Below are 16,990 nucleotides of genomic sequence, written 5' to 3'. Positions count from 1 at the left end.
CACAATTACACATCGAGGCGGATATATAATATGGATATGGAGCAAAATCCACAATCTCAATTAAAACTGTTAATCGCACAAGGGAAAGAGCAAGGTTATCTTACTTATGCTGAAGTGAATGACCATTTGCCAGAAGAACTTGTCGATGCAGATCAAATTGAAGACATCATTCAAATGATCAATGATATGGGCATTCAAGTGTTAGAAACTGCACCTGATGCCGATGATTTGATGTTAAATGAAAATATCACTGATGAAGATGCGGTAGAAGAAGCCACTCAAGTGTTATCTAGCGTGGAAGCAGAGTTAGGGCGAACCACCGATCCCGTGCGTATGTATATGCGTGAAATGGGGAGCGTGGAGCTTTTAACCCGCGAAGGCGAAATTGACATCGCCAAACGCATTGAAGAAGGGATCAATGAAGTACAAACTGCCGTGGCTGCTTATCCAGAAGCCTTGAATGATCTCTTGCGTCAATATGCGTTAGTGGAAGAAGGCGGAATGCGTTTGGCAGATCTGATCACAGGCTTTGTTGATCCAAATGAAATCGTTGAAGCTGCCGCGGAAGAAGAACACGAAGCGCATCTTGCAGATGATGAAGATGAAGAAAGCACAACAACCGCAAGCGTAGAAGATGATGACGAAGACGAAGAAAGTGATGACAGCAGTTCTTCCGATGACAGTGATTCTGATAACAGCATTGATCCTGAAGTGGCACGCGAGCGATTTGCGGAATTAAAAGCGCAACATAAGAAAACCTTAGATGCGATTGCAAAACACGGACGCCATAAAAAAGCGGCGCGTGATCAAATTCAAGTTTTGGCAGAAGTTTTCACTCAATTCCGTTTAGTACCAAAACAATTTGATGAAATCGTGTTGTCTATGCGTAATATGATGAAGCGTGTACGTCAGCAAGAACGTAGCATTCAAAAAATGGCAGTAGATAACGCTAAAATGCCAAAAGGCACGTTCCAAAAAGAATTTATTGGACACGAAACCAAAGATGCGTGGCTAGAAAAAGCCTTAAATGCAGGAAAAAATTGGTCTGAAAAATTAGCTCAGTATGAAGAGCCTATTCGTCAGGCTATTGCTCAGTTAGGGCAGATCGAACAAGATACCGGTTTAACCATTAGCCAAATTCGTGATATTTGCGATGCGGTTTCACAAGGTGAATTAAAAGCACGCCGTGCGAAAAAAGAAATGGTTGAAGCGAACTTGCGTTTGGTGATTTCTATTGCGAAAAAATATACCAACCGTGGTTTACAATTCTTGGATCTTATTCAAGAAGGTAACATTGGCTTGATGAAAGCGGTGGATAAATTTGAATATCGCCGTGGTTATAAATTCTCAACTTATGCGACTTGGTGGATTCGTCAAGCAATTACGCGTTCGATCGCGGATCAAGCGAGAACCATTCGTATCCCAGTTCATATGATTGAAACCATCAACAAATTGAACCGCATTTCGCGTCAAATGTTACAAGAAATGGGGCGTGAGGCTTCACCAGAAGAATTAGCAGAAAGAATGGGAATGCCGGAAGATAAAATCCGCAAAGTGCTAAAAATTGCCAAAGAGCCAATTTCAATGGAAACCCCTATTGGTGATGATGATGACTCTCACTTAGGTGATTTCATTGAAGATAGCACGCTAGAATTACCATTGGATTCAGCTACAGCGCAAAGCTTGAAAGCCGCAACACACGAAGTGCTAGAGGGCTTGACGCCAAGAGAAGCCAAAGTGTTAAGAATGCGTTTTGGTATTGATATGAACACGGATCACACGCTTGAAGAAGTGGGTAAACAATTTGATGTAACCCGTGAACGTATCCGTCAAATTGAAGCAAAAGCTTTACGCAAATTACGCCATCCAAGTCGTTCAGAAACCTTGCGTAGCTTCTTAGATGAGTAAAAGCAATTTATCTTAAATAAAAGCTTGATTTGTGATCTGCCCCCAAAAAGTTAGACTATATTCTAATTTAATTCAATTTAATTCAAGGACTGAGTTCTGTATTCCACAGGGCTTAGTCCTTTGAGCTTCACTTGAATACGCTCATTGTTGTAGTAATGAATGTACTCGTGAATCACTTTTTCAAGCTGTTCAAAGGTTTCAAACCGCTTGCCAAAGTAACATTCCGTCTTCAATCGCCCGAAAAAGCTTTCCATCGCACCATTATCAAGGCAATTACCTTTTCTCGACATACTTTGCTTAATACCGTGTTTTTTCAATATCTCCTGATAACCCATCATTTGATACTGCCATCCTTGGTCGGAATGCAGTATCGGTTTTTCCCCCGCTAATCGGTTCACCGCCTGGGTCAACATTCTGGTTATCTGCTCAAAATTCGGACTTCTCGCCACATCATAAGCAATAATTTCGTTATTAAACAAGTCTTTAATCGGCGATAAATACACTTTGCCTTCCGCACATTTGAACTCGGTGATATCCGTTACCCACTTCTCATTCGGCATCGTTGCCGTAAAATCCCGTTGCAACAGATTATCGGCAGTGTGTCCCACTTTGCCTTGGTAAGAACGATATTTTTTCTGCTTACTTTTTCCTTTTAACCCCAAACGTTGCATTATCGCTTGCACCCTTTTGTGGTTGATAATCAAGTATTTCCTTAATTCCAAGGTAATTCGACGATAACCATAATTTTCGTCATTTTTGCGATAAATTTCCTCTATTTTCTGTGAAATCGCTACATTTTTATCCGACTTTGGCTTGAGATGATAAAAGAACGAACTGCGTGCCAATCCGATTAGCCTGAGTAACAATTCCAACGGGAAACGCGAGCGTAAGGCATTTACGATGACGGCTTTTTCTGCATTTTTTGTTGGTTGAGTTCCTGCAACTTTTTTAGCATTGTATTCTCCGCTTCTAATTCCAAAATTCGGTAACGCAAGCGTTCTTCTTCTGTTTTGGGCGTTGGTGGCATTTTAGGTGAGTTGAGTTTCATACTTGGACGACCTTTAGGTTTGAGTAATAACCCATCTATACCTTGTTTTTCAAAGCGTTGCAACCATTGACTAATTATCCCTGAACTGGGAATATCAAAGCGAAAGCAGGCGGCTTCAGCGGAGCACTGGCCTTTTTTGATAGCTTGAATAACCTTTAATTTAAACTCAACAGAATAATATCGTTTTTTACCTAACACAGCTAATCCATTGATTCCATTATGATTAAATTTCGCAATCCAACGTGCTAACGTTCTTTGGGGAAGCTGAAAATACTGGCGAGTAAGCGAACGGTTTTCTCCATTTTGATGATAAAAGTCGAGCACTTGTTGTTTGAAACGTTGAGTATATTTAGTCATAAAAAATCTGCACCTTAATCAATTGGTTGTTTAGTCCAACTTTTGGGGTGCAGATCATTTGTTATCAGGCTTTTTTGTTCAAATTTAAGCCGCATAATTGGTGAATGATAGACTTTGCTGGGATATTTCACTATAATCAGCACACTCTTACCGCCCCCATAGCTCAGTCGGTTAGAGCAGTCGACTCATAATCGATTGGTCACAGGTTCAAGTCCTGTTGGGGGCACCATCATTTATCTTTCCCCTTTCCCCTAAATTCCCAATAAATTATTCATTACATAGTTGCACAAAGAAAATTAAAGTGCGGTCAAATTTTGATGAATTTTTCTTAAAAAACAACCGCACTTAAAAATTAGGCAATAAAAAACCTCTATTATTGCATAGAGGCTTTTTGATCATTATTTGCTAAGATTTTGGCTTATTTAATTCAAAGTCTTTTGGTTTTTCAACATCGCTGAATTTTTTATCTTTATTCGCCTGAATCAAGGTTTCCGTTTGTTTTGCCAATTCAGGAAGATTCATTTTTTCATAAGCTTCTTTCATTAATGGCAAGGCTTCAAGAGTGGCTTGGGTGTCAGGATATTGCTGTAACATTCCTACTACTCGGTTGGCAACGGCAACATAAGCATTACGTTTCATATAGAATTTGGCAATGGCAAGTTCATGGCGAGCCAAGGCGGCTTTAATATAAGCCATTCTTGCTAAGGCATCTTGTGCATAAGTGCTATTAGGGAAATTATCTACAAGGGTATGGAAGTTTGCAAACGCCGCTTTCATTGCTGTGTTTTCACGGGTTGCGCGATCAACGCCAAAGAAATCTTGGAAGAAGTTTTCACCTGAGGCAAAATTGGTTAGCCCTGCCATATAGATCACATAATCTACATTTGGACTATTCGGATATTGCTGTAAAAAACGCTCTGCGGCCACTAAGGTTTTGGTGTAATCTTGCGATTTATAATAAGCATAAATTAAATCTAACTGCGTTTGCTCGCTGTAATTTGCGGCAGGAAAACGATTTTTTACCGCTTCTAAATAGCGCACCGCTTGGGAATAATCACCGTCTTGTAAATAGGTTTGCCCTTTGGCATAAAGTTCTTGTTCAGAGCCTTGCTCTACCTCTTTTGATGAATTAGAACAAGCACTCACGGCAAGTGCGGCTAATGCAACGAATGTAAAAGATTTTAATTTACGCATTGATGATTCCTTTTTTACGAGCAATGATAAATAAGTTACAATGCTCCCTATTTTATAGCACATTGCTAAATAAGCAAATTATTCACGGATTTATTTATGGCATATCTTACTTTATCGGCAGAAGTTCTGCCAAGCCAAATGGGACAACGTTTAGACCAAAGCTTAGCGGAAATGTTCCCGGACTATTCTCGTTCACGTTTAAAAACTTGGATCGAAAGCGATCTGGTGAAAGTAAACGGTGAAGTGGTGAATGTGCCACGCAGTAAAGTTTATGGCGGCGAACAGATTACCATCAATGTTGAAGTGGAAGATGAAACCCGTTTTGAGCCAGAAAATATTCCGCTCAATATTGTCTATGAAGATGATGATATTTTAGTCATCAATAAGCCAAAAGATATGGTGGTTCACCCCGGGGCAGGCAACCCGAATGGCACGGTACTCAATGCTTTGCTTTATCATTATCCGCCGATTGCGGAAGTGCCAAGAGCGGGCATTGTTCACCGCTTAGACAAAGACACCACCGGCTTAATGGTGGTGGCAAAAACCATACCAGCGCAAACTAAATTGGTGCGAGATCTGCAAAAACGCAAAATCACCCGTGAATATGAAGCCATCGCTTACGGCATTATGACCCAAGGTGGCACGGTGGACGAACCAATGGCGCGCCACCCAACCAAACGTACTCATATGGCGGTTCACCCAATGGGTAAGCCCGCGGTAACGCATTATCGCATTATGGAACGTTTCCGTAATTACACGCGCCTACGCCTACGCCTTGAAACAGGGCGAACTCACCAAATTCGCGTGCATATGGCGCATATCGCCCACCCATTATTAGGCGATCAAACTTATGGTGGACGCCCACGCCCACCGAAAAACGCCAGTGAAGAATTACTCACCACCTTGCGTGATTTCAAACGCCAAGCGTTGCACGCCATAATGTTACGCTTAGAACACCCAATCACAGGGGAATTAATGGAATGGTACGCGCCATTACCAGAGGATTTCGTTGGCTTAGTGAATGCCTTAAAAGTCGATTACCTTGCTCATAAAGATGAATTAGATTACTAAAATGGACGCACTCAAACCAAACTGGACAGCCCCTGCCAATATCCACGCTTTCACCACCTTACGTCAAGGCGGCGTTAGCCAAGCGCCTTATGATAGCTTTAATCTGGGCGATCACGTTGGCGATGACAAAAATTCAGTAAAAACTAACCGCACTTTGTTGGTGGAACAATTTCATTTGCCGCAGTTTCCGCTTTTCTTAAATCAAACGCATAGTACAAGGGTGATCTGCTTGCCTTATGAGGGCAACAATGTAGATGCCGATGCGGTTTACACCAACCAACCGAACCAAGTTTGCCTTGTAATGACCGCAGATTGCCTGCCTGTCTTGTTTACCAATCAACAAGGCACGGAAGTCGCCGCCGCACACGCAGGTTGGCGTGGCTTATGTGATGGCGTGTTAGAACAAACGGTACAACAATTCCAAGCTGAACCACAAGAGATTATCGCGTGGCTCGGGCCGGCTATTGGGCCAAAATCTTTCCAAGTGGGGGAAGACGTTCGCCAACAATTTATCACGCAAGATCCCAATGCTGCACAAGCCTTTGTGCCAGATCCTATCGAGCAAGGCAAATACCTTGCGGATCTTTACCACATCGCCCGATTGCGCCTTAACAAATTAGGCATTTCGCAAATTAGCGGTGGCGAGCATTGCACCTATTTAGAACGGGAAAACTTCTTTTCTTTTAGACGAGAGAAACAAACGGGAAGAATGGCATCGTTGATTTGGTTTGAATAGCAAAATTGGGCATTACGCCCAATTTTCATTTTTATGATAAGTTGTAAGGCAATTCAATGAGGTTTAATGCTGTTTCAGTGCCAGACAGACGAAATGCCGTGCCTGCCTCAAACTGATTATTCATCACCACTTGCAGCCATAAAATGCCGTCAAAATGCACCGCACTTAGGATAAAACCTGTTTTTCGCCAGCCATTTTCCAGCTGCATTTCAATTTCTGAACCCAGCGAAACAGGCGTGTTGGTTTGTGCGTTAAACAGGAACATCGCGCGTTTGTTTATGCCACGATATTTCGCACGCGCCACGGTTTCTTGCCCGATATAACAGCCTTTTTGGAACGAAATGGCTTGTTCGATACATTGTAAATTCAAGGCTTGTGGGATAAATTCGTTTTGGCTCTCGGGCGATAAAATCGGGTAGCCCGCTTTTATTATGGCTTGCTCCCATTGTGAAATTTCACCAGTAAAATCAATCTGTTGTGCGGTTTTATTTAATAACATCGCGCACGCAGATTGTCCTATTTCAAGGCAAAAATCTGCCGAAATTGCACCGCACTTTTGTTTATCCAATAGCCCGATCACTTGCCAATCTTGCGCTTCAAAGGCAACTTTGGAAAAGACTGCATATTTTTTCAGATTATCCAACGCAGAGGGCAATAAGGCGTGGCGGATAATCACGTAAAACTGCTCGGTATTTTCACGCAACAGACGAAATACGCTGCTCATTTTGCCTTTTGGATCACAATGAGCGGTGAGGGTGGATTGCCCATCTGCCAGCCCATTCACATCACAAGTGAGCTGACCTTGCAGAAATTTTTCTGCATCCACGCCTTGTACAGAAATAACACGATATTGTGAGAGATTGATGATTGCCATAAAGATTCCAAAAATTATTCCAAATTCTGAATTTGTTCACGCATTTGTTCGATAAGCACTTTTAATTCCACCGCAGAATTGGTGATTTCCGCGCTAATGGATTTTGACGCCAACGTGTTACTTTCGCGGTTGAGTTCTTGCATCATAAAATCGAGTTTACGCCCTACCGCACCGCCTTTTTGCAAAATGCGTTGGGTTTCTTTAACGTGCAGCTGTAAACGATCTAATTCTTCCGCCACATCAATACGTTGCGCTAATAGCACCATTTCTTGCTCTAGGCGCTGTGGATCGGCTTGTAATTGCAATTCGTCAAAACGTTGCTGTAAACGCTCCCGTTGCCATTGCAAAATCTCTGGCATTTTTGACCGCACTTTATCGCTTTCACTGGCGATGGCGGTTAAACGCTGTTGGATCAAGTCGTTTAATTTTTCCCCTTCACGCCCACGCATTGCGATAAATTCATCGAGCGCCGCTTCAAAGCCGGCTAACAATTCTTGACTAATGCGATCTAAATCCTGCTCTGGGGTTTCCACCACGCCAGGGTAGCGCAGAACATCGGTGAGATTGATTTCCCCTTCCCCAGCCTGTTGCTTGATCCATTGTAAGGATTGGATCACCTGTTGCGCTAAGGCTTGGTTTAAATTAAGGCTGGCTGTGGCTTGCTGTTTGCCCTCAAAACGCAGATTACATTCCACCTTACCGCGAGTTAAACGCTGGCGTAATTTTTCTCGCAAGGTGTTTTCCAAACCGCGAAATGGCTCTGGCAAGCGGAAGACCGTTTCCAAATAACGTTGATTAACGGAACGAATCTCCCAAACTGCATTGCCCCAATCTTGCTTGATTTCATAACGGGCAAAGGCCGTCATACTATAAATCATAATAAATCCTTAATTTGCGCTAAAAATTGCCGCCTATTCTACCGTTAAATTTCTCATCTGTCAGTTTGCGTGTTAGAATGAGCGCCATTTTATGAATGAGTAAGGAATTTCCAATGCGTCCGAATGATCGCCCATTAAATCAACCCCGCCCAATTAAAATCACCCGCCATTTCACAAAATATGCCGAAGGTTCGGTGTTAGTGGAATTTGGCGAAACCAAAGTGCTTTGCACCGCCAGTGTTGATGAAAGTGTGCCACGTTTCTTAAAAGGGCAAAACCAAGGTTGGGTTACGGCAGAATATGGTATGTTGCCACGCTCCACCCACAGCCGTATGCAACGTGAAGCGGCCAAAGGGAAACAAGGCGGACGCACGATGGAAATTCAGCGTTTAATCGCCCGCTCTTTGCGTGCAATGGTGGATCTGAATGCCCTTGGTGAGCGTTCAATCACACTGGATTGTGATGTAATCCAAGCTGATGGCGGCACGCGTACGGCTTCTATTACTGGGGCTTGCGTGGCGTTAGTGGACGCGATCAACGGCTTAATGGAAAAAGGCGTGCTAAAAACGAACCCAATTAAAGGGCTAGTGGCGGCTATTTCTGTTGGCATTGTAGAGGGTGAAGCGGTATGCGATTTGGAATATGTGGAAGATAGCAACGCCGAAACCGATATGAACGTGGTGATGACCGATGATGGCCGAATGATCGAAGTGCAAGGCACAGCAGAAGGTGAGCCATTCTCCCACGAAGAATTATTAACCCTGTTAGATCTTGCAAAACAAGGCTGTGAAGTGATCTTCAACGCGCAGCGTGAAGCCTTAAAACAGGCATAACAAGCATAATTAGGGGCGAAAATGCAAGGCTACAAAATCGACTTTATCAAATTCGCACTCAGCCGTAATGTGCTGAAATTTGGCGAATTTACCTTGAAATCTGGGCGCATTAGCCCTTATTTCTTTAATGCAGGTTTGTTTAATACAGGCGCGGATTTAGCACGTTTAGGCGAATTTTATGCCGCAGCCATTCAAGCAAGCGGCTTAGATTATGACGTGATTTTTGGCCCTGCTTACAAAGGCATTCCCATTGGCACCACGGTGTCGGTGGCGCTGTTTAAGCAATATGGCATTGACAAACCAGTGTGTTTTAACCGTAAAGAAGCCAAAGATCACGGCGAAGGCGGCAATTTAATTGGCAGCCCATTGCAAGGCAAGGTGCTATTGGTGGACGATGTGATCACCGCTGGCACGGCAATTCGCGAAGCAATGGATTTGATCGCACAAAATCAAGCGACATTAAGTGCGGTGGTGATTGCGTTAAATCGTAAAGAACGCGGCAAAGGCACGCTTTCTGCCATTCAAGAAGTGGAACGCGATTATCAATGCAACGTGCTTTCGATTATTGATTTTGACGATTTAATGCAATTTATTGAGCAAGAGGCGGATTATCAACAATATTTGCCTGCGATGCGTGCTTATCGTGAGCAGTATGGCATCTAAAATACAGCGTATAAAAATCGCGAAAAACGCACCGCACTTTATTTTATGTATACTCAAGATTTTATGCATAACTCAAGTTGGAGAACAGAATGAGTTTTATTGGAAAGTTATTAGGTTTTTTTATTGGCTACCGTTTTGGCGGCTTTTTTGGTGGGCTGGTTGGCGCTTATTTAGGGCATTTAGCCGACAAAAAATTGTATGAGCTAGGCAGCGTCAATTCGAGCTTTTTCAAACGCAAAGAAACCCGTCAATCCTTGTTTATGCAAACCACCTTTGCGGTGCTGGGCCATTTGTCGAAATCCAAAGGTCGCGTTACGCAAGACGACATCGCCCTTGCCAACAACCTAATGAACCAAATGAATTTGGACGACAAAGGTCGCAAACTGGCACAAGAAGCGTTTAATCGCGGGAAAGATCCGAATTTCCCATTGCGTCAAGTGATCCGCGAATTTTGCACCGCCTGCGGTCAGCGTAGCGACTTATTGCGAATGTTCTTACGCATTCAGCTCCAAGCTGCCTTTGCCGATGATCATTTGCACGAAAATGAAAAAGAAGTGCTACAAGTGGTGGCAGAAGAATTGGGCTTATCCAGTTTCCAATTCCAACAAATTCTAATGGCAGAAATCGCCGCCCGCCAATTCAGCCGCGGTGGGTTTTATTATGAATATAACGGCTCACAACAGGGCGATTACCAACAAGGCGGCTATCAGGGTGGTGGTTATCAAACACACAGCGGCCCAACCTTGCAAGATGCTTACAACGTGCTTGGCGTGAGCGAAAATGACGACCGCGCCACAGTAAAACGCGCTTACCGCCGTTTAATGAACGAAAACCACCCCGATAAATTAGTCGCCAAAGGCTTACCTGAAGAAATGCTTGAAATGGCGAAAGAAAAAACCCAACAAATTCAAGCCGCTTATGATTTGATTTGTAAAGCGAAAGGGTGGAAGTAAACCTTTCTGCATTGCTGAATTTTTTACCGTTTTTCTCAAATAACAAAGTGCGGTGAAAAATTCAGCTTTTTTATTTTTATCAAAAGAGTAATAGTAAATAAAATGCGTGTTTTCCTCGCGCCAATGCAGGGCGTGCTTGATCCCCTTGTGCGGCAGCTTTTGACTGAAATTAACGATTATGATCTGTGCGTATCGGAGTTTGTGCGTGTGGTGGATCAGCGTTTGCCAATCAAAACCTTTTACCGTTTATGTCCAGAACTGCAGCACGGTGGGCGAACGCCCGCGGGAACGCCTGTGCGCGTACAACTTTTAGGGCAACACCCACAGTGGCTGGCGGAAAATGCGGTGTTGGCGGTGGAATTGGGATCGCACGGCATTGATTTTAACTGTGGTTGTCCTTCTAAAACTGTGAATGGTAGCCACGGTGGCGCGGCATTATTAAAGCAGCCCGAATTGATTTACCAAGCCACTAAAGCCTTACGCGAAGCCTTACCGAAAGAGCAGGTGGTGAGCGTGAAAGTGCGTTTGGGCTGGGATAGTGATAATCACGCCTTTGAAATTGCTGATGCGGTGCAACAAGGCGGCGGTACGGAAATCACCATTCACGGGCGCACCAAAACCGATGGCTATCGTGCAGAAAAGATCAACTGGCAGAAAATTGGTGAAATTCGTCAGCGTTTAGCCATTCCTGTCATCGCAAATGGTGAAATTTGGCATTGGCAAGACGCGCAAGACTGCCTTGCCATAACAGGCTGCCAAGATGTAATGATTGGACGTGGTGCATTAACCATTCCCAACTTAAGCCTTGTGGTGAAGTTTAATCAGGAAAAATTAGATTGGACGCAAGGGGTAATGCCTTTGCTGCACCGCTATGCGCATATTGAAAACCTGCAAGATACCGGCTTTTACCACATTGCCCGCACCAAACAATGGCTACAATATCTGAAAAAATCTTACCCACAAGCCACCGCACTTTTTGAGCATATTAAAACCTGCCAAACGGCAGAGGATTTACGTCAAAGATTAGCTCAAATGAGATAAGCCTTGTTATGGACTGGCTAGAAAAATCATCAAAAATCCCACCGCACTTTTGTTTATTATGGCTTTCAAATTCAGGGAGTTTGAGAAGGTGAAAAATCCTCCGTGTGTGGAGGATTTTATTTGCGGTAGTTAAACGTCCAAGCCCAGCACTTTTCGTCCGTTGATACTGGCGATGTTTACCATTGCATTTAAATCTGGGAAACGGCTGCTTGTAGCGAATGTAGGTTAGCTAGAAAAATCATCGAAAATCCCACCGCACTTTTGTTTATTATGGCCCCCTCAAATTCAGGGAGTTTGATAAGGTGAAAAATCCTCCGTGTGTGGAGGATTTTATTTGTGGCAGTTAAACGTCCAATCCCAACACTTTTCGTCCGTTGATACTGGCGATGTTTACCATTGCATTTAAATCTGGGAAACGGCTGCTTGTAGCGAATGTAGGTTAGCTAGAAAAATTATCAAAAATCCCACCGCACTTTTGTTTATTATGGCTTTCAAATTCAGGGAGTTTGATAAGGTGAAAAATCCTCTGTGTGTGGAGGATTTTTATTTGCGGTAGTTAAACGTCCAAGCCCAGTACTTTTCGTCCATTGATACTGGCGATGTTTACCATTGCGTCTAAATCTGGGAAGCGGCAGCCTGCGGCGAGTAGGCTGAGTTCTTGCCACATATCCCCTTCACATAGTGGCACCATATAATCGCAGATGTTATCCGTGCCAATGGCAACAGTGATGCCTTCGGGAATCATTTCATCAACTGGGGTGAGTGCATTGTGGAACGGCATTAAATCTTCTTTACGATTACTGTCGATCCACGCCATTGGGCAGGCGATCATCATCATTTGCGCTTGGCGCATTTTTTCGTACAGTTTGTAACGATATTCACGGGAATGCGCGCCGATGGAAATGCCGTGAATCGCCACCACGCGTCCTTCCATTCCGTGTTCAATGGTTTTGTCGCACAGTTGTTCTGTTTCTTTTTCTTTTGGTGTGTTGAATTGATCAACGTGAACGTGGCACATAATGCCGAGGGATTTAGCTTTATCGAGCAGAATATCCATAGCTTCCAAGCCACGTCCGTAATCTAGCTCATCACGATAAGGAAGTCCGCCGATCATATCCACCATTTCTGAGCCAATATCGAACCATTTTTTCGCGGTGGGTTCAATTACGCCTTTTAGGGTTTGATTGGCGAATTTAAGGGTGATGTCGTGTTTATATACATCGCGGGCTTTGTGGGCGGCGATGATGGCGCGATCTTCACAAATGGGATCAATATCCACAAAAGTACCAAAGGCGGTTACCCCTTGTGAGATCATCAATTCAATAGCTTGGCAAAAGCGCGCATAATAGTCATCTACGGTGGAAGTGCGTTTGACTTCGTCCACTAAATCCCATTTTTGTTGCAAGTTGCTCGTATGATAAATGCCGATTTTCTCTGGCGTCATGGTGAACGCACGGTCAGCGTGAGCGTGTGAGTTTACCCAACCGCCTTTCTTGATAATTTCATCTCTGATATAGGTTTTAAAGCTACGAACGTGATTACGCATAATTTTCTCCGTAATAATGAAAGCGAGGCGGACAATAGGCTAGATATGAAAAAATCCCAATAAAGTGGGATCTTGTTATTAAGAGAAAATAGCTTTGCGCTCAAGCGGTGAGCGTCTTGATTGGTGTGTTGTGTAATGTTATGAAAAATTCGCAGATTTTTACTTAATAACATTCTATCTTGTCCAGATTGATTTGAATAATAAAACGGGCGAAATGCCTTTGCTGGGGCGATAGTATAAGCGGTTCAATAGTAAAAATATAATTGGTTTTAACTATTGGTTGCCTGAATTTTATTCATTTTATTTTTCAAAAAAAGCACTATCTTGATTAAACACTTCTAAGAACAAGCCAAGCGGTGGCGTGCGTGAAGAGGCTTTTTCATAAGTGCGGTCATATTTTTGATAATTTCCGCGCCGATCAAGGTGGTATTGCGTGCCGTTGGCGGTGATGATCACATTCCAGCGATAATTGCCTGCTTGCACCCAAGTACGGCGTAATGCAGGGTTAAATAAATCCACGCCTTGCGCATAATCAGAAGCTGGATTTTGCACGCCAAATAAATGTTTCATTAAGGCAGGCAAAATGTCTGTGTGGCTGGTGAGTTTTTCCACTTGACCTTGCGCTAGCCCTTGCCACGCAATAATCAGCGGAACCTGAATTTGTTCTGGCGCAAAATAGTTGCTTTGTTGTTTTTCACTTAATGGCTTAAAGTGATAGCCCTCTTCGGCGGTGATCAAAATTAACGTATTTTGACGATCCACTTGGCTTAACAGGCTATCTAGCAAGCCGTCTAATTCATTTAGTTGAAGGACATAGCCTGTTTCATTTAAGTCTTTTGGAATGGCTAAACTTAAATAGCTGAAATAAGGTTTTTCGCTATGGCGTTTGGCATACCAATTTTGCCATTGTTGCACGCTGGCTTGATTGCTGCGTACTTTGTGATCTAATTTTTGTTGATTAAACACATTCTGGCTTAATAAACTGGCGTGAAATCCATCGCTGGCGAATAATCCCAACTGATAAGCGGATTTCTCTTGTTTGAGTGCGTTAATGAGTACTGATGGCGTTTTGTTGCTTAATAGGCTATCCGTGTAGTTCGCCGTTAATCCGTAGAACAAGCCTGTTAAGGCGGTGTTGTTGTTATTGCCCGTGCTGTAATGATTGAGATACTGCGTGGCTTGCTCGGCAAAGGCGCTGAGTTTTGGCATTTTGTCTGCGCTGACAGCATCATAACGCAGTCCAGATACCGTGATCATCAGAATATTGCTTGGCTTAACTGGAGTAAAATGCAACGGCGATTTTGGATAATCAATCTTTAAGGCTTCAGGTCGCCCTTCTTGTTCTAGAGTTTGGCTATATTGATCCTTATCTAAGAAACCGTGCTTTTCCAAGAAAGAGCGCGCCGTCATTGGGTAAGACAGCGGAAAATTGGATTTCTGCATTGTGATCGGGCGATAGATAAAGGCATCTGCCCAAGCATAAATTAAATGAGTAGCAATAAAGGTGCAAACAAAGAATACGCCCACGCCTTTGAGCCATTTTTGTCGTTCAAGGCTGCGTAATTTTTCCCACGACCAACGAGAAAACAGCATTTGAATCAACAGAATAATTGGCATCGGCACGAAGAACAGTTGCCAGTTGCGCGAAAGTTCACCATTATCAGGATTCACCAACAAATTCCACACGAGTGAAGACAGGTGGAAATTAAAGCGCGCGAAAACTTCGGTATCGACTAATAATAAGGTTGCGCCAATGGTGGTGAGAATCACACTCAGCCCACGGAAAGTGCGGTTGTTTTTTACGATAAAACTGAGCGGAAAAATAATCAGTAAATACAGGGCAAAAACAATAAAACTAAAATGCCCGAGTAGGCTGATGAAAAAATAGAGCTTGCCAAACAGCGTGTCTGGCCAATCGATCAAAAAGGCGTAACGTGCGCCAATGACAATCGCCCAAAGGATATTAAAAAAAGCAAACCAATGCCCCCAAGCGATTTTTCGCGAGGTGTTTTCACGATATTGTTTGCTTGTTTTAATTCCAAACATTTGATTATTGTTTCTCTTTCAAAGAATTCATTAACGCATCGGAAAAGGCCTGAGCAAGGGCGATACGTTGCTGTTGTCCCATATTATTTTTGAGAACATTGGTAACCATATTGCCTAGCACCACTAAAGATAAATCCACCGGCGTTTGATGTTTTTCAAACACGGCAATGAGTTCATTTAATAAGGTATCGACTTGTTTATCTTGAAATTTTGATTGTTTCGCCATAATGAATATTGTTGTTAAATTTGAAGGCTGAGAATAATTTTGCGTATGCTAGCATATTTTCGCCTAAAGTGCGGTTATAATATCGCACAAATTTGTTTTTATAAATATGGATTAAAAAATGAGTATTACGGTTAAGCAAATTGTGTTACACCAATTGGTCAAACACCAGCAAGAAGAGGCTATTCAACTTGATGTGCAGCTGCGCAATGAGCTGTTGCCCATTAGCCCTGAAGTGGAACAAATGATGTTGCATTTACACCAAGGTTATCAAAATAAAGCCAAAGCCTATGGTGTGTTTGAAGAAGCGTCAGAGTTTGCGCAAAATCTTAACCGTTTTCTCGAAAATGAATTAGATTTCCTACCGTTTAGCCACCAATCGGCGCAAAAACTCGCCCAAGAGTTAGGTAAATATAGCTTCGCTGATAGCGGAACGTTCGTGCTGTGCCAATATAATTTTTTAGCCACTGATTATTTATTTATCGCCTTGCTTGATAGCCGAGCCAGTATGTTGGTGGACGAAAATTTAGAAATTCATCGTACGCAATATTTGGATCTCACCCAATTTGACATTGCCGCACGCATTAACCTGACGGATTTGCAAGTGGACGCCAATTCCAACCGCTATCTTACTTTTATTAAAGGAAAAGTGGGGCGTAAAATTGCCGACTTTTTTATGGATTTTCTACAAGCCGAAGAGGGCTTAAATCCGCAAGTGCAAAACCAATGTTTATTGCAAGCGGTGAGTGATTATTGCGAACAAGGTGAATTAAACAATGAGCAATCACAAGCGGTGAAAAAGCAAGTGTTTGAATATTGCAAAGGACAAATGAGCGCGGGGGAAGAAATTGAATTGCGGGAACTTTCCGATAGCTTGCCCACTCTAAACGAGCAGTCTTTTGCAGATTTTACCCAAACGCAAGATTATGGCTTGGAAGAGCATATTCCTCCGGTGCGTTCAGCGTTGAAAGGCTTAACCAAGTTTTCAGGCTCTGGCAAAGGGGTAACCATCAGTTTTGATGCGGAGCTAATTAATCAACGTGTGATTTGGGACGAAATGGGTGATACGCTCACGATTAAAGGTTTGCCACCAAATTTGCGTGATCAATTACAACGCTGGCTAAAAGGCTAGAATTAATTTGGCAATAGGGCGAAGTTTAGGTATTATCCCCTTCATTATTAAAGAATAAAAGGTAACCAATATGCAGTTAAAAACTCTTATTACAGCAGCAATGTTAGCGCTAAGTGTAACGGCTTGTTCAACCGTAAGCAAAGTGGTGTATCGTATTGATGTGCCGCAGGGTAACTATCTTGAAGCTGCCACGGTGGATCAAGTAAAAGTGGGAATGAATAAGCAACAAGTGCAATATTTATTGGGCACACCTGTTTTAATTGACCCATTTAGTAATGACACTTGGTATTATGTTTTCCTTATCCAAAAGGCTTACCAAACGCCAGAACAACACACCTTTATCGTAAACTTTGATAAGCAAGGGGTGGTTACTCATCTTGATTTAGATAAGCCATTGCCAACAGCCGGTGAAAAAGAAATCAACAATGTGGTGATTGAAGCTTCAGAAAGTCAAAACAAACGTTGGTGGCAGTTCTGGAAATAAAAA

The 16,990-nt window shown here is 42.9% G+C and carries 16 protein-coding genes and 1 tRNA gene; 10 read left to right on the top strand and 7 right to left on the bottom strand.

Features of this window, described 5'->3' with window-relative positions; translation table 11 throughout:
- Positions 1 to 36 precede the first annotated feature (36 nt).
- Positions 37 to 1,908 carry an RNA polymerase sigma factor RpoD gene (rpoD, locus tag ELZ61_RS01040; RefSeq protein ID WP_126373522.1) on the top strand — a complete coding sequence of 624 codons (1,872 nt, stop codon included), beginning with the start codon at positions 37 to 39 and terminating at the stop codon, positions 1,906 to 1,908.
- 77 nt (positions 1,909 to 1,985) lie between these two features.
- On the opposite strand, the gene ELZ61_RS01035 is transcribed toward rpoD, so the two are convergent.
- Positions 1,986 to 3,313, bottom strand: a protein-coding gene (locus ELZ61_RS01035) for an IS3 family transposase (RefSeq protein WP_126370832.1) whose coding sequence is annotated in 2 segments (ribosomal slippage) — positions 1,986 to 2,863 and positions 2,863 to 3,313 — 1,329 coding nt in all. Because the reading frame shifts where the segments join, the coding sequence is not laid out codon by codon here.
- Positions 3,314 to 3,465: 152 nt separating this feature from the next.
- On the opposite strand from ELZ61_RS01035, the gene ELZ61_RS01030 reads away from it, so the two are divergent.
- Positions 3,466 to 3,542 (top strand) — tRNA-Ile (locus ELZ61_RS01030).
- A 176-nt stretch (positions 3,543 to 3,718) separates the two neighbouring features.
- Here the strand turns inward: ELZ61_RS01030 and ELZ61_RS01025 are convergent.
- Positions 3,719 to 4,507 (bottom strand): outer membrane protein assembly factor BamD, encoded by a 789-nt coding sequence (locus ELZ61_RS01025; protein WP_126370830.1) that lies wholly within the window; start codon positions 4,505 to 4,507, stop codon positions 3,719 to 3,721.
- Positions 4,508 to 4,603: 96 nt separating this feature from the next.
- Between ELZ61_RS01025 and rluD the strand changes: the two genes are divergently transcribed.
- Together rluD and pgeF are read left to right on the top strand one after the other, a co-directional pair.
- A complete protein-coding gene (gene rluD, locus ELZ61_RS01020; RefSeq protein WP_103853590.1) occupies positions 4,604 to 5,578 on the top strand; it encodes a 23S rRNA pseudouridine(1911/1915/1917) synthase RluD in 975 nt (324 codons plus the stop codon).
- A 1-nt stretch (position 5,579) separates the two neighbouring features.
- Positions 5,580 to 6,314, top strand: a complete 735-nt coding sequence (pgeF, locus tag ELZ61_RS01015) for a peptidoglycan editing factor PgeF (RefSeq protein WP_126370828.1) — start codon at positions 5,580 to 5,582, stop codon at positions 6,312 to 6,314.
- 31 nt (positions 6,315 to 6,345) lie between these two features.
- On the opposite strand, the gene ygfZ is transcribed toward pgeF, so the two are convergent.
- Positions 6,346 to 7,188 carry a CAF17-like 4Fe-4S cluster assembly/insertion protein YgfZ gene (gene ygfZ / locus ELZ61_RS01010; RefSeq protein WP_126370826.1) on the bottom strand — a complete coding sequence of 281 codons (843 nt, stop codon included), beginning with the start codon at positions 7,186 to 7,188 and terminating at the stop codon, positions 6,346 to 6,348.
- Positions 7,189 to 7,202: 14 nt separating this feature from the next.
- A complete protein-coding gene (locus ELZ61_RS01005; protein ID WP_126370824.1) occupies positions 7,203 to 8,066 on the bottom strand; it encodes a YicC/YloC family endoribonuclease in 864 nt (287 codons plus the stop codon).
- A 113-nt stretch (positions 8,067 to 8,179) separates the two neighbouring features.
- On the opposite strand from ELZ61_RS01005, the gene rph reads away from it, so the two are divergent.
- From rph to dusC, 4 genes are all read left to right on the top strand, one after another.
- On the top strand, positions 8,180 to 8,899 hold the full coding sequence (gene rph, locus ELZ61_RS01000) for a ribonuclease PH (protein WP_126373520.1): 720 nt from the start codon (positions 8,180 to 8,182) through the stop codon (positions 8,897 to 8,899).
- A gap of 21 nt (positions 8,900 to 8,920) precedes the next feature.
- Positions 8,921 to 9,562: an orotate phosphoribosyltransferase gene (pyrE, locus tag ELZ61_RS00995; RefSeq protein ID WP_115248980.1), complete on the top strand. Its 642-nt coding sequence runs from the start codon at positions 8,921 to 8,923 to the stop codon at positions 9,560 to 9,562.
- An 89-nt stretch (positions 9,563 to 9,651) separates the two neighbouring features.
- Entirely contained in the window at positions 9,652 to 10,515 is an 864-nt protein-coding gene (djlA, locus tag ELZ61_RS00990) for a co-chaperone DjlA (protein WP_126370822.1), read from the top strand.
- 102 nt (positions 10,516 to 10,617) lie between these two features.
- Complete coding sequence (gene dusC, locus ELZ61_RS00985) at positions 10,618 to 11,556, top strand: tRNA dihydrouridine(16) synthase DusC (protein ID WP_126370820.1); 939 nt, start codon at positions 10,618 to 10,620, stop codon at positions 11,554 to 11,556.
- 556 nt (positions 11,557 to 12,112) lie between these two features.
- Here the strand turns inward: dusC and ELZ61_RS00980 are convergent.
- From ELZ61_RS00980 to ELZ61_RS00970, 3 genes are all read right to left on the bottom strand, one after another.
- Positions 12,113 to 13,102, bottom strand: coding sequence for an amidohydrolase family protein (locus ELZ61_RS00980; RefSeq protein WP_103854751.1), 990 nt, complete (start codon positions 13,100 to 13,102; stop codon positions 12,113 to 12,115).
- Positions 13,103 to 13,402: 300 nt separating this feature from the next.
- Positions 13,403 to 15,148 (bottom strand): DUF3413 domain-containing protein, encoded by a 1,746-nt coding sequence (locus tag ELZ61_RS00975; protein ID WP_126370818.1) that lies wholly within the window; start codon positions 15,146 to 15,148, stop codon positions 13,403 to 13,405.
- 4 nt (positions 15,149 to 15,152) lie between these two features.
- Entirely contained in the window at positions 15,153 to 15,374 is a 222-nt protein-coding gene (locus tag ELZ61_RS00970) for a YejL family protein (RefSeq protein WP_103853599.1), read from the bottom strand.
- A gap of 118 nt (positions 15,375 to 15,492) precedes the next feature.
- Here ELZ61_RS00970 and yejK point away from each other — a divergent pair, with 118 nt between their 5' ends.
- The gene (yejK, locus tag ELZ61_RS00965) at positions 15,493 to 16,503 is read left to right on the top strand and encodes a nucleoid-associated protein YejK (protein WP_103853600.1); all 1,011 of its coding nucleotides are present in this window, start codon (positions 15,493 to 15,495) and stop codon (positions 16,501 to 16,503) included.
- Between the two features lie 70 nt (positions 16,504 to 16,573).
- The gene (gene bamE, locus ELZ61_RS00960) at positions 16,574 to 16,987 is read left to right on the top strand and encodes an outer membrane protein assembly factor BamE (protein WP_103853601.1); all 414 of its coding nucleotides are present in this window, start codon (positions 16,574 to 16,576) and stop codon (positions 16,985 to 16,987) included.
- The last annotated feature ends 3 nt before the right edge of the window (positions 16,988 to 16,990 follow it).

Origin of the sequence: Avibacterium volantium (assembly GCF_900635775.1) — a bacterium.
In the GTDB taxonomy this organism is placed as follows: Bacteria; Pseudomonadota; Gammaproteobacteria; order Enterobacterales; family Pasteurellaceae; genus Avibacterium; species Avibacterium volantium.
The sequence above is the reverse complement of the archived record's forward strand: the minus strand, read 5'-3'. Positions and strand labels throughout refer to the sequence as shown.

Bases quoted from the DNA above. Each gene is read 5' to 3' on its own strand.
- ELZ61_RS01025 (WP_126370830.1), bottom strand. From the start codon at position 4,507: ATGCGTAAATTAAAATCTTTTACATTCGTTGCATTAGCCGCACTTGCC.
- ygfZ (WP_126370826.1), bottom strand. From the start codon at position 7,188: ATGGCAATCATCAATCTCTCACAATATCGTGTTATTTCTGTACAAGGC.
- ELZ61_RS01005 (WP_126370824.1), bottom strand. From the start codon at position 8,066: ATGATTTATAGTATGACGGCCTTTGCCCGTTATGAAATCAAGCAAGAT.
- djlA (WP_126370822.1), top strand. From the start codon at position 9,652: ATGAGTTTTATTGGAAAGTTATTAGGTTTTTTTATTGGCTACCGTTTT.
- pgeF (WP_126370828.1), top strand. From the start codon at position 5,580: ATGGACGCACTCAAACCAAACTGGACAGCCCCTGCCAATATCCACGCT.
- pyrE (WP_115248980.1), top strand. From the start codon at position 8,921: ATGCAAGGCTACAAAATCGACTTTATCAAATTCGCACTCAGCCGTAAT.
- ELZ61_RS00975 (WP_126370818.1), bottom strand. From the start codon at position 15,148: ATGTTTGGAATTAAAACAAGCAAACAATATCGTGAAAACACCTCGCGA.
- ELZ61_RS00980 (WP_103854751.1), bottom strand. From the start codon at position 13,102: ATGCGTAATCACGTTCGTAGCTTTAAAACCTATATCAGAGATGAAATT.
- rph (WP_126373520.1), top strand. From the start codon at position 8,180: ATGCGTCCGAATGATCGCCCATTAAATCAACCCCGCCCAATTAAAATC.
- dusC (WP_126370820.1), top strand. From the start codon at position 10,618: ATGCGTGTTTTCCTCGCGCCAATGCAGGGCGTGCTTGATCCCCTTGTG.
- rpoD (WP_126373522.1), top strand. From the start codon at position 37: ATGGAGCAAAATCCACAATCTCAATTAAAACTGTTAATCGCACAAGGG.
- rluD (WP_103853590.1), top strand. From the start codon at position 4,604: ATGGCATATCTTACTTTATCGGCAGAAGTTCTGCCAAGCCAAATGGGA.
- ELZ61_RS00970 (WP_103853599.1), bottom strand. From the start codon at position 15,374: ATGGCGAAACAATCAAAATTTCAAGATAAACAAGTCGATACCTTATTA.
- yejK (WP_103853600.1), top strand. From the start codon at position 15,493: ATGAGTATTACGGTTAAGCAAATTGTGTTACACCAATTGGTCAAACAC.
- bamE (WP_103853601.1), top strand. From the start codon at position 16,574: ATGCAGTTAAAAACTCTTATTACAGCAGCAATGTTAGCGCTAAGTGTA.